The organism is Coleofasciculus sp. C1-SOL-03, from assembly GCF_040220555.1.
In the GTDB taxonomy this organism is placed as follows: domain Bacteria; phylum Cyanobacteriota; class Cyanobacteriia; order Cyanobacteriales; family Coleofasciculaceae; genus Coleofasciculus.
On the sequence record NZ_JAVJUO010000052.1, the window covers coordinates 1 to 13,919 of the forward strand.

The window sequence follows — 13,919 nt, forward strand, 5'->3', positions numbered from 1 at the left end:
AATGACCAATGACCAATGACCAATGACCAATGACCAATGACCAATGACCAATGACCAATGACCAATGACCAATGACCAATGACCAATGACCAATGACCAATGACCAATGACCAATGACCAATGACCAATGACCAATATTCAATCCCTAAAATCATTCCTGGCTAATGTTGCCGGAAACCTGCCTCTGAGAACCGTTATTATTGTTCCCTTTGTTCTGCAAATTGTCGGAACCGTAGGATTAGTGGGATATCTCTCCTATCGCCATGGTGAGGAAGCCGTGAGTGACTTGGCGACTCAGTTAGAAGCAGAAATTAGCGATCGCGTCTTTGAACGTCTAACGGCTTACCTGCGAACCCCGCTTCAGGTTAATGCCACAAATGCTGATGCCATCCGCCTGGGTCAACTGGATCTCACAGACCAGAGTAGCTTAAAACGCCACTTTTTGCAGCAAATTCAAGTGTTTGATTCCCTGAATCGTATTTATTTCAGTAACCCTCAGGGGGGACTGGTTTCAACAGGGAATGATGAACGCGGGTTGTCCGTTGCCTTTACCGAGAATTTTACCCAAGGAATTTTAAAAGTTTACAGTGTTGATCCTCAGGGAAATCAGCAGGAATTATTAGTCAATCGAACCAATTATGACACCAGAGAACGCCCTTTTTACCAAACGGCTGTGGCGGCGGGTAAACCAACCTGGAGTCCGATTTATCTCTATGTTCCCGCTGATTTGGGTTTAGGCATTGCGGCGAGTTATCCGTTCTATGATCAAACCGGGACTCTCCAAGGGGTTTTATCCACCGATTTATCCCTTTCCGCCGTTAGTGAGTTTCTGCAAACGTTGGATGTGGGAGAATATGGCAGAGTCTTTATTCTAGAAAGAAATGGCTTATTGGTTGCCGATTCCGTTGATACTTTAGCCGTTTACGGTCAAGATACCTCCCAAACTGCTCAACGGATTAGCGCGACTCAAATTAGTGATCCACTCATTCAAACCACGACACAAGAATTATTATCAGAATTAGGTAATTTATCCAACCTAAATCAATCCCAATCGCTTAATTTCAAACAAAATGGTGAACGTCACTTTGTTCAAGTTACCCCGTTTCAGGATGAGTATGGACTCAATTGGCTGATTGTTGTGGTTCTCTCTGATGCTGATTTTATGCAGCAAATTCATGCCAATACGCGCACCACAATTGCTTTGTCTGTAGCGGCATTAATCCTATCTATTGTACTGGGAATCATTACAGCTCGCTGGGTAACAAAACCGATTCTGACGTTAAATAGAGCCGCTGACGCGATCGCACGGGGAGAATGGCAGCAATCCCTGCCGATTAACCGTAAGGATGAAGTCGGTCAACTGGCAAATTCCTTTAACACAATGGCAGCGCAATTACACCAGTATTTTACTCAATTGCAATCTGCCAATCATGCCTTAACCCAAAGTGAAAGCCGATTGACTCAAATTCTGGCAGCCATACCCGTGGGCATATCGGTTCATGATGTAACTGGACAATTGACCTATGCTAATCAAAAGTCAAAAGAGTTACTGGAAATTGAGACATTACCCGATGCCCAAATCAATAATTTGGCAGTAACCTATCAGATTTATCAGAGCGACACCCAGCAGTTGTATCCGGAGGAAAATCTGCCTGTCGTTCGCGCTCTTAATCGGGAACAAATGATGGTGGATGATATGGTCATTCATCAACGGAGTCGGATTATTCCCGTAGAAGCTTATGCAACACCTTTATTTGAGCCAACGGGGACAATTATCGGCGCGATTGTCGCCTTTTTTGATATCACCGAACGCAAGCGAGCCGAGGCACTCCAACGGAATTACCATCGGACTCTAGAAACCAACGTTGCTCAACGAACGGCTGAATTAAGGGAAGCGAATGAACGATTAAAGCGAGAAATAGTGGAACGTCAGTTACTCGAAGGTAAGCTGTATAGTTCTGAGCAACGAATTCGGACGATTTTTGAGGCGATTAACGATATTATCCTAATTATTGATCGGCAGAAAGCTATCGAAGTTTCCCCGACTAAGCGAACTTACTTATCCCCAGAAGACTCTCACCTGCTGAATCTCATTGTCGAGCAGTTTTTTCAAGACCCGGAGGAACTTTGGTTCAGCCAAGTGCAACAGGTACTGGATACCCAGCACACCCTTTATTTTGACTACAATTTAAACCTCGATAACCATGAGACATGGTTGACTATCTCTATTGCGCCTTTGTCTGATCAGGCAGTAATTTGGGTAGCACGGGATATTAGCGATCGCAAACAGGTTGAAGACGCTCTCCGTACCAGTGAATACCTGTACCGCGCCATGGCGAGGAACTTCCCCAATGGAGCCATGTTCCTGTTTGACCCTAACCTACGCTATCTGGTGGCGGATGGTCAGGCGTTGGCTCAAGCTGGACATCGCGGGGAAGCCTTGCGTGGGAAAACCCTCTGGGAGGTTTTACCGCCAGAAAACTGTGCCTTGGTTGAGCCACTTTATCATGCCGCGTTAGCCGGAATTGAGCAGACTCAAGAGATTAGCCTCCGAGGGTTCACCTATTTATGTCAGAGTACAGCAGTCCGAAATGATGCGGGTAACATCATCGCCGGGATGGTTGTCACCCAGGATATCACCGATCGCAAGCAGTTTGAACAAGCCTTAATCAGGAGTGAGAACCGCTTCCAAGAAATTGCCAGCACCGTGAGTCAGGTCTTCTTTGTCCGCTCCGCTAGTTCCGGTCAGTTTCTTTACGTCAGTCCCGCCTATGAAACGATGTGGGGACGTTCCTGTGAGAGTCTATATCAAGACCCCCAATCCTGGCTAGAAGCGATACATCCGGAGGATCATCCCTTGGTTCTCGATTCCCTGAACCAACAGTTTCAGGGACATTCAGTGAAGCGGGAGTATCGGATTATTCGACCCAATGGTGAACAACGCTGGATTACTGCTGATATTTCGGTGGTGCGAGATGAAGCGGGAGAACCCTTGCGGTTTGTCGGCTTGGCGGAAGATATTACCGAACGCAAACAAGCTGAGTTAGAACTCCAATCCACCAAAGAACGCCTACAATATCTGCTCACCGCGAGTCCAGCGGTTATTTTTAGTTCTCAAATCGAAGGCGATTACTCCGCCACGTTTATGAGTGAAAATGCCAGTACAATTCTTGGCTATGAGGCTGAGAACTTTATCCACAATGCCTCGTTTTGGTGGGTGCGGGTTCACCCAGAGGATATGACGGTGATGAACGAGGTTATACTGCAACTGTTTGCTCAGGGATATTGTACCTACGAATATCGTTTCCAACATGGCGATGGCACGTATCACTGGTTCGCCACGGAACTGCGTTTGATTCGGGATGAAATGGGGACGCCTGTGGAATGTGTCGGGTATTTAATTGATATCACGGAACGGAAACAAGCTGAGGAAGCCTTACGAGAGCAAGAGGAAGAATACCGTCGCATTGTCGAAACCGCCGATGAGGGAATTTGGAGTATCGACCTGGACGGAAATACGATATTTGTTAACCCGAAAATGGCGCAAATGCTGGGGTATTCGGTGGAGCAGATGCTGGGAATGCCTATGTTTGCTTTTATGGATGAAGCAGGGAAAGCGATGGCTAACCGGAATTTAGAGCGTCGCCGTCAGGGAATTCATGAACAGCACGAATTTAAGTTCCGCCGCCGTGATGGTTCTAATTTGTGGACGTTAATCGCTACAACTCCGATTTGTGATACGTCGGGACAAGCGACGGGCGTCTTAGGGATGATTACTGATATTACTGAACGAAAACAAGCGGAAGAAGCCTTACGCTACAGTGAGCAACTGTATCGTACCATGGCAAAACATTTCCCCAATGGGGCAATTTTCTTGTTTGATCAGGATCTTCGGTATTTAGTGGCGGATGGTCAAGGATTAGGTCGCTCCGGCTCAGGATATAGTCGGGATGTCTTAGAAGGAAAAACGATTTGGGAGGCGTTACCTGAGCAAGAATGTGCGGTAGTTGAACCCCTGTATCGTGACGCTTTAGCGGGGATAGAAAAAATCCTGGAAATACCCTATCGAAATAATATTCATCTGGTACAGACTCGGGCGGTGCGAAATGAAGCGGGAGAAATTATTGCTGGGATGGTTGTCGCTCAGGATATCACAAAATGGAAGCAAGCGGAGGAATCCTTAAGAGAAAGTGAAGCGTTTTTACGCAGTATTTACGAAGGCATTGAAGCGGCTGTCTTTATCGTTGATGTTCTGGACAATGGTGAATTTCGCTATGTTAGTATTAATCCCACCCATGAACGGATGTCTGGTCTGCGTAACTCAGAAATCCAAGGGAAAACGCCACAAGAGGTATTAGCGCCAGACGTTGCTGAGGCGGTGTGTCAACGGTATCGTCGCTGTCTGGCGGCGGGAGAAAAAATCACCTATGAACATTCACTCCAGATTAACGAAAAAGACTCTTGGTGGATTAGTAATTTAACCCCCCTAAAAGACAGTAACTCCCGCATCTATCGACTCATTGACACCAGCTTTAATATTAGCGATCGCAAACAGATTGAACTCCAACTTAAGGAAAATCAACGGTTTATTGAGAAAATCATTAATACTTCGCCGCAACTGCTTTACCTGTTTGACCCAACAGCGGCAACCGATCTGTATATTAATCGACAGTCTATAGATATCTTGGGTTACACTCCCGCAGAAATTGTTGGACGAGGAATACAGTTTTTCCTGGATACCTTGCATCCTGATGACTTACCGTTAATTGAGCGCAACCTGAACTTTTGGCAAACGGCATTAGATAGCGATATTTTAACCACTGAGAGTCGATTTCGCCATAAAGATGGCTCATGGCGCTGGTTACTGTCACGGGAAGTGGTGTTTGAGCGGGATGAAAATAATCGGGTGATTAGGATTTTGGGAACGTCTCAAGATATTACTGAACTCAAAGAAGCCGAAGATGCCTTGCGACGGTATGAACGGATTGTGTCATCAACAATCGATGCTATTTCCTTGGTGGATCGCAATTACACTTATCAGATTGTCAATCAAGCCTATCTGGATTGGAATCAAAAAGACTATAACGAAATTATTGGTCATTCGGTGAGTGACTTGCTGGGAGATGAGGTGTTTGAACAGGTGATTAAACCCAATTTAGATCGCTGTCTGGCAGGTGAAACTGTAAGCTATGAAGAGTGGTTTGATTATCCAGGAGGAAAACGAGAATTTATCAGCGTCACCTATATCCCTTATATAGATGCTAATCAGCAGATTTCTGGCGTTGTCGTCAATTGTCGCAATCTCACGGAATTGAAACAGGCGGAAACCCAATTGCGGCAAACCAACCAAGAAATGCAAGCCATTTTTGATGCGTTTCCCGATATGCTGTTTCGGCTGGCAGCGGATGGCACGATTCTGGATTTTCGCACCAAAAACTATCAGGAGTTATATACCTCACCCGACTCATTTCTGAATCAGAAGATTCAAGAGGTATTACCAACTACAGCGGGAGCAAAACTCTATGACGCGATTGATCAGGTTTTGACAACTGAATCCCTGGTTAGTGTTGAGTATTTCCTACCCCTTAATCAGGGGAAACAATACTTCGAGGCGCGAATGGTTCTCCTGAATCAAACTGAAGTGATTGCCCTCACCCGAAATATTAGCGATCGCAAACAGGCTGAACTGGCTTTAGCTGCCTCTCAAGCGCGATTTTCCGGGATTCTAGAAATTGCTAAAGATGCGATTATTTCCGTAGATAGTGAACAACGGATTATCCTATTTAATCAGGGTGCAGAACAAATGTTTGGTTACAAAGCCGATCAAGTATTAGGTGAACCTTTGGATTTACTCTTACCCCCTCGCGCTGCTACAATTCACCGCCAACATATTACTAACTTTGCCGAATCTGCGGGTAAAGCCCGACAAATGGGAGAACGCAATGAAATTTTTGGTCGCCGCCGGGATGGAACGGAGTTTCCCATGGAAGCCTCAATTTCTAAGCTGGATATCAATGGCGAAATTATCTGTACCGCCATTCTCCGAGACATTAGCGATCGCAAACAGGCTGAACTGGCATTGAGTCAGCAAAAAGAAATTCTCCAGACAATTTTTGATTCTATCCCAATCTTGTTGTGCTTCTATAACGAGAGAGTTGAGGTGCAATTTATTAACCCAGCCTTTGAGCAGACATTGGGATGGTCACTGGAAGAACTGCGAAGCATTGATATTATGGCAGAAGTTTATCCTGACCCCGATTATCGCGCCTCAGTGTTAGAGTTTATCCTCAAAGCCGATGGGACTTGGCAAGACTTTCAGATTCAAACCCGCACGGGTGAAGTTCTGGAAATCACTTGGGCAAATATTCGCTTACCCGATGGTTCTACAGTCGGGATTGGTAAAAATATCACCGAACGCAAACAGGCAGAATTAGCGTTACAAGAGCGGGAATACCGATTGCGAACTCTAGCCGATAATCTGCCCAATGGTGTAATTTATCAACTCGTTCAAGAACCTAATGGTAAGGTTTACTTCTCCTACATCACCGCCGGGATTGAACGCTTACTCGGAATTAAACCTGAGGTAATTCTCCAGGATGCCAATGTGTTATTTGATCTAACAGTTGAAGAAGATTGTCGGCGACGAGATCAATTAACTGAAGAATCGCGACGTAATCTTTCAGTGTTTGAAATGCAGATACGAAACCGAACACCTAGCGGTGATATTCAATGGTCTTATCTACGTTCCGCTCCCCGTCGTTTAGCCGATGGACGCACCGTTTGGGATGGGATTGAAATTGATATTACGGAACTCAAGAAAACTGAGATCGAATTAGCCGCAGCCAAAGATGCCGCCGAAGCCGCCAATCGTGCCAAAAGTGCCTTCTTAGCCTCAATGAGTCATGAACTCCGCACGCCCCTGAATGGGATTTTAGGCTATGCTCAAATTCTTAAACCCAATCCTAATTTAACCCAAAAACAAAAAGACGGGATTGAAATTATTCACCAGTGCGGTGAACACTTACTCACCCTGATCAACGATATTTTAGACTTATCGAAAGTAGAAGCGGGAAAACTAGAACTCTATCCCGAAGAGTTTCATTTCCCCTCCTTTATCGTCGGACTCTGTGAAATCTTTCGCCTCAAAGCCATTCAAAAGGATATTCGTTTTATCTACAATCCTCCTACACCAGTCCCCCAAATGATTTATGGCGATGAAAAGCGCCTGCGTCAAATTTTAATTAATCTACTTTCCAATGCGGTTAAATTCACCGATACAGGAACTGTCACCTTTACCGTCAGTATAATTAACCAAGAACAAAGTAAAAATGACCAAATCCGCTTCCAGGTTGAAGATACCGGAATTGGCATAAGTGCCAAAGACTTAGAGACAATCTTCTTACCCTTTGAGCAAGTAAAGGATAGTTCTCGTCACCATGAAGGAACCGGATTAGGATTAGCAATTACTCAGAAACTCATCACCCTGATGGGGAGTCAAATTCAGGTTGAAAGTCATCCCGGCGTGGGGAGTAAATTCTGGTTTGAGGTGGAGTTACCTGATGTTTCCACGTCAGCCAAATTTATTCCAGCAAAACCGACAGAGACGATTGTGGGCTATGCTGGGACTCAACGCAAAATCCTGATTGTAGATGATCGCTGGGAAAATTGTGCGGTTCTCCGAAGTATTTTAGAACCCATTGGCTTTGACATTCAAGAAGCCACCAATGGACAAGAGGGATTAGACAAAGCCAGGGAATGGCAACCGGATTTGATTTTAGTTGATATTGTCATGCCTGTCATGGATGGACATCAGATGACCCAAGCATTACGTCAAATCCCTGAGTTTAACACAACACCAATTATTGCGGTTTCTGCTAATGCCTTTGCCAATAACCGAGTGGAGAGTTTGGATGCTGGCTGTACTGATTTTCTGACTAAACCAATTGCTACAGCCGACTTACTTCAGAAAATTCAGGTATATTTAGATATGTCATGGATTTATCAGGATAAAGCTGAACCCTCTAACTCTTATGTGGAATCAGGCGATCGCGTAATTCCGACTCAGGAGGAGTTAAGAGTTCTCTATGAAGCGGCGAGTATGGGGGATGTCGCTGGGGTTGAGGAGGAAACGATGCGACTGCAAGATATTAATCCAGATTATATTCCCTTTGCCCTTGAAGTGTTGGAACTAGCGGCTCAGTTTGACTATGATAAAGTTATTGAGTTATTGGATAATTATTTTGGGGATTAGGGATTGGTTATTCGTCATTTGTCATTCTCTAAGCAAGATCCCCGACTTCTCCAAGAAGTCGGGGATCTGTCTGTGTACCTCACTTACTTGAAAAGCGCTGTAAAATACAGCAGTTTGCTCTGCTATGCGGTACATTTTCGATCCCCCTAAATCCCCCATGGAACAAAAAGCGAAGCATCCTTTGGTCTCCCCCGTGCAACAAAAAGCGAAGCATCCTTTGGTCTCCCCCGTGCAACAAAAAGCGAAGCATCCTTTGGTCTCCCCCTTTTTAAGGGGGACGGAAGGGGGATCTAAAAGGGGGACGGGAGGGGGATCTAAAAAGGGGGACGGAAGGGGGATCTAAAAGGGGGACTTTGATTTACTGTACTTTATTACAGCGCAAAGCGCTGTATATCCTAGATAATTTTTCCCATGCAAGTTACCTTTGACCTTCCTGACGATGTAGCACAACGAGTTAACGCTCTGGAGAATTGCTTACCTCAAATTCTGGAACTGGGTTTACGAGAATTTGAAGCTATCACTCATGTTGGTTTTTCTGGGATAGCTGAAGTCTTGCAATTCTTAGCAACTCTACCAACACCCGAAGAAATTATTGCCCTGCGCCCCTCTCCAGCTTTGCAAACTCAAATTCAAACCTTGTTGGAGAAAAATCGCACTGTCGGGTTAACACCTGATGAAGAAAAAATTTGGCAAAGTTATGAATATTTAGAACATTTGGTGCGAATGGCTAAGGCTAGAGCATTGCTGAAATTGAAAGATTATAGCAGTACCAAGACAGGTTAGGACATTCTGTACCGTTCCCTGTTCCCTAATCTCCACCGCTAACTTTAATTGTGTCCACCTAACTTAGGGGGAATGTCATTGACTTAAGCTGGGTTCGTAGTAGGCACGAAGCGTGCCAGAAGCGCTCGCATCGCTTACTACAAACTCTAAAGTCAGTAGCATTTAATTTAGGGGCGGGTTTAGGGATCAATGTTGATCGTCTGAGATAATTGAACAGACAAAACCCACCCTCTTTACCCGATCAGCTTTTTGATAGATTTAGTCTAGCGTTAAGATAGAGAAAAACCGAGACAGCGTAATCGGGAAACTGAAGATCGTCTCGCTGATGCTAGCTAAGTTAAATTTTGAGTAAAACTAGCGCTCTTATCTACCTCCTACCGTGCCAAGCGAATAGAATAGCAGTACTGGGCAAGGGAAAACTAAGCGAAGATGTCACTTTATCCAAACTCTCAGTTACATCCAGATTCCCCAAACGAGTTGACGAACGTCTGGGGGGAGATTCAGAATTCTGAAAGCTATGCACAAATTCTAGTCATCGATGATACGCCAGAGAATCTGAAACTGGTTTCGGATTTCTTGAGAGATGCTGGCTTTGAGGTGCGGATTGCTAAAAGTGGTGGGCAAGGGTTGAAACTCTTAGAGAAACTGAATCCCGATCTGATCTTACTGGATGTGATGATGCCAGACATGGATGGGTTTGAAACCTGTCGTCATCTGAAAGCCTGGGAGAAAACCAAAGATATCCCTGTCATTTTTATGACGGCGGCGGTGGATACGTCGAATTCTGAGGCAAAAGTCAAAGGGTTATCTTTAGGGGCGGTTGACTATATTAGCAAACCGATTCAACTGGATGAGGTATTAGCCCGGGTTAAAATTCACCTACATCTGAAACTATTAACCCAGCAACTCCAGAACCAAAACGCCCAGTTGCACCAAGAAATCTGCGATCGCAAACAAGCCGAAGCGGAGTTAGCCGAACATACGCGGCGCTTAGCCTTACGTTCAGATATCGGATTTGCCTTGAGCTCCGAAAGTGATTTATCCATGATGCTATGTCGCTGTACTCAGGCTTTTGTCCAACATTTGGATGTCGCCTTTGCCCGAATTTGGACGCTGAATTCCCAAGACAATATCTTAGAGTTACAAGCCTCAGCAGGACTATACACTCATATTAATGGCGCTCATGCCAAAATACCTCTGAGTGACTCAAAACTAGGTCGCATCGCCAGTCAACGCCAACCCCACCTCACCAATGATATCCTCAATGACCCAGAACTCACTGATCCAGACTGGGCGCGACGGGAAGGAATGGTATCCTTTGCGGGTTATCCCCTGATCGTAGAGGATGAACTGGTAGGAGTGATGGCAATGTTCGCCCGTCATCCCTTATCCCCAACCACTCTGGATACCCTCGCCTCGGTTGCTCACGAAATCGCTGTGGGAATTGAACGCCAGCAACTGGATCAAGCCCTGCAAGAGTCTCAGCGCTGGTTACAGGCAATTAATGATGCCAATCCCAATATTATCTATATTCATGACTGGGTAGAACGGCGCAATATCTACGCGAACCGGGAAATCCATGAGGTTTTAGGCTATACCCCCGAAGAAATCCAAGACATGGGGAATCAGGTTCTCTCGCTACTGATGCATCCCGATGATTTTGCCATCCTCTGGGATCATGCCCAACGAATTAAACACGCCAACGTGGGGGAAGTCTTTGAGTTAGAGTATCGGATGCGCCACAAAAATGGGGAATGGCGTTGGTTATTTTGCCGAGAAACCGTGTTTAAACAGGATGCAGAGGGGACAACCCAACAAACCCTAGGGGCTGCAATTGATATTAGCGATCGCAAAACCGCAGCAGAAAACCTGCGCCTGTCTGAAGCTAGACTCACCGAAGCCCAGAAAATTGCATCTGTTGGTAGTTGGGAGTCTAATCGGCTGACGGGGGAGATTATTTGGTCAACGGAACTCTTCCGGATTTATGGGCTTGAACCCAACCCAAACCCCCTCACCTATAAACAACATCTGACGTGGATTCATCCCGATGATCGTCCTTTATTTGCCCAACAGGTAAAAAACGCGATCAAAACTCCTAAATCCTATACCATTGAATATCGAATTATTCGTCCCGATGGTGAAATTCGCTATCTGGAAGGTCGCGGTAAACCTGTGCTGAATGCCCAAAATCAGGTGATTAAACTAATGGGAACGGTTCTGGATATAACAGAACGCAAGCAAGCCCAAATGGTACTAGAACAGCAAAATGATCTCCTGAAACAGATTGCCTGCGATGCGCCCCTCCCGGATATTTTAGCAGCCTTAGCCCAATTTGTTGAGGAACGATCTGGACAAATGCGCTGTTCCTTTCTCTTAGTCGATGAACAGGGGAAACTGCGCTTAGGTGCAGCACCAAGTTTACCTGATGCTTATAATCAAGCGGTCGATGGTGTGGAAATTGGTGAGGGTGTCGGTTCCTGTGGTACGGCGGCGTATCGCCAAGAAACCGTTATTGTCACCGATATTGCCACTGATCCCTTATGGGCAAATTATAAAGACTTAGCCTTAGCTCATGAGTTGAGAGCCTGTTGGTCTGTCCCCATTTTATCCAGTAATGGCAGCATTTTAGGCACATTTGCCGGGTATTATGACCAACCGCAAACCGCAACTAACCTAGATCAAGACTTAATTGACCAAATTCTCTACCTTGCCAAAATTGCCATCGAACGGATGCGATCGCAAGCCGCCTTACGCCAAAGTGAAGAACGCTTACAACTCGCATTAGACGCCTCTGGAGATGGGTTATGGGATTGGAACATCAACACTGGAGAGGTGTATTTCTCCCATCACTGGTTCGATATGCTGGGTTATGAGTGTGATGAACTCCCCGGACATGTCAGCACTTGGGAAAACCTGATCCATGCCGATGATAAACCGGGGGTGATGGAACTGTTGCAGGCGCATTTACACAATCACGCCATTCCCTATAAATTAGACTATCGACTCCGAGCGAAATCTGGGGACTATAAATGGATTTCCAATTACGGGAAAGTTGTTGCTGATGATGAAAACGGTTTACCTGGGCGGATGACAGGTACTCACCGAGATATTAGCGATCGCAAACAAATGGAACTGGCACTACAAGCATCAGAAACCCGCGAACGGAAAAAAGCCAAGGCGCTACAAGATACCCTGAAAGAATTAAAACGTACCCAAGCCCAACTGATCCAAACCGAGAAAATGTCCAGTTTAGGGCGCATGGTTGGCGGTGTCGCCCATGAAATCAATAATCCCGCCAATTTTATCTATGGCAATATTACCTATGCCCGTAACTATTTCCAAGACTTATTACAACTGGTGCAACTCTACCAGCAAACCTATCCTCAACCCACCATCGAGATTCAGCAACTGAGTGAGGACATTGATTTAGAGTTTCTGGTCGAGGATTGGTCTAAGCTGATTAACTCCATGGAAATCGGGGTTCAACGCATCGAGAAAATTGTGCGATCGCTCAAAACCTTTTCCAAATTAGATGAAGCAGAATTAAAACCCGTTGATATTCATGAAGGCATTGATAACACCCTATTTGTGTTACAGCACCGCCTCCGGGCTGAAGGCAATCGCCCAGAAATTCAAGTGATTAAACACTATAGCCAACTTCCCAAAGTTGCCTGTTATGCCAGTCAGTTAAATCAAGTCTTTATCAATATCTTTGATAATGCGATTGAAGCCTTAGACTGTCAAGCCAAATCTCGATTGATTACCATCACCACCGAAGTCTCTAATAATAGAGAATCTGGAGGTACACAGGAGCGTGTAGAGACGTGCCATGGCGCGTCTGAAACTAGGAGAGATGAGGAGGTTAACTCAACAGTTAGTCAGGGCAGGTTTGGCACAAACGTTATCATCAATAGCGAAACGAAAATTCAAAAACCCGACCCTACAAACCAGGTTCCAGATGAGCCTAGCCTTGGGTCAACACTCAACGATAAAAACTTACCCCAATCCATAATTATTCGGATTCGCGATAACGGAATTGGCATGAGTGAGAACGTGCGTCAGCATATCTTTGATCCTTTTTTTACCACCAAACCTGTCGGGAGTGGCACGGGTTTAGGGTTAGCCATAAGTCACCAGATTATCGTGGAAAAACATCAGGGTAAAATTAGCTGTGTGTCTGAGTTAGGTAAAGGCACAGAATTTATTATCGAAATTCCCGTTAATTTAAGTGAATCCAGGACATGATATCAAGCGCGATCGCCTCCCCAACCTACCCCGAATAAATATAATTAACAAAATGTCAACTACCCACGCGATCAAAACTCGGTCAGGGCGGATTTTACCGATACAGCAGTTTTCTCGGCTATGCGGTACATTGTCGATCCCCCTAAATCCCCCTTAAAAAGGGGGACTTTGATCGACTGTACTTTATTACAGAATTAAGCGCTATAACCTTTGATCAAGGGCGTCAGGATGATGTGTAGGGGCGACCCGCTTACATCAATTCACAACGGCGTCCACTTAATTGAATCGGGTCGCCCTTTACTCAATGGCGCTGTTTTTGAAGGATAACCTGGTGGGTTACGGCGGATATAGGATTAGATGGTTTGTTTACTCAATGAAGCACCGCCTAACCCACCCTACTATTTGGCGGGGTTGGATTTAGAGACAGGCTGGCTGGTGATTTTCGACCAGCGCCAAGGACTTCCCCCGATTAGCGATCGCACAACCACAGAATGGGCAAAAACTCCCGGAAATCGCGCCATTGTGGTGATTCGGGGATGAATGACGGGTTTTACTGATAACCTGTGACAAAGGGCGCACGTCTGACAAAGGGCGCACGTCTGACAAAGGGCGCACGTCTGACAAAGGGCGCACGTCTGAC

Annotated in this window: 4 protein-coding genes; all 4 read left to right on the forward strand. The window is 45.5% G+C overall.

The window, feature by feature from the left end; all coding sequences use genetic code 11:
• The first annotated feature begins 127 nt into the window (after positions 1 to 127).
• The 4 genes from RIE73_RS07630 to RIE73_RS07645 all read left to right on the forward strand — a co-directional run bounded on the left by RIE73_RS07630 (position 128) and on the right by RIE73_RS07645 (position 13,819).
• Entirely contained in the window at positions 128 to 8,251 is an 8,124-nt protein-coding gene (locus RIE73_RS07630; RefSeq protein WP_446400622.1) for a PAS domain S-box protein, read from the forward strand.
• Positions 8,252 to 8,662: 411 nt separating this feature from the next.
• Positions 8,663 to 9,034, forward strand: a complete 372-nt coding sequence (locus RIE73_RS07635) for a hypothetical protein (protein ID WP_446400623.1) — start codon at positions 8,663 to 8,665, stop codon at positions 9,032 to 9,034.
• 429 nt (positions 9,035 to 9,463) lie between these two features.
• Positions 9,464 to 13,279 carry a PAS domain-containing protein gene (locus RIE73_RS07640; protein ID WP_446400624.1) on the forward strand — a complete coding sequence of 1,272 codons (3,816 nt, stop codon included), beginning with the start codon at positions 9,464 to 9,466 and terminating at the stop codon, positions 13,277 to 13,279.
• 357 nt (positions 13,280 to 13,636) lie between these two features.
• A complete protein-coding gene (locus RIE73_RS07645; RefSeq protein ID WP_446400625.1) occupies positions 13,637 to 13,819 on the forward strand; it encodes a hypothetical protein in 183 nt (60 codons plus the stop codon).
• The last annotated feature ends 100 nt before the right edge of the window (positions 13,820 to 13,919 follow it).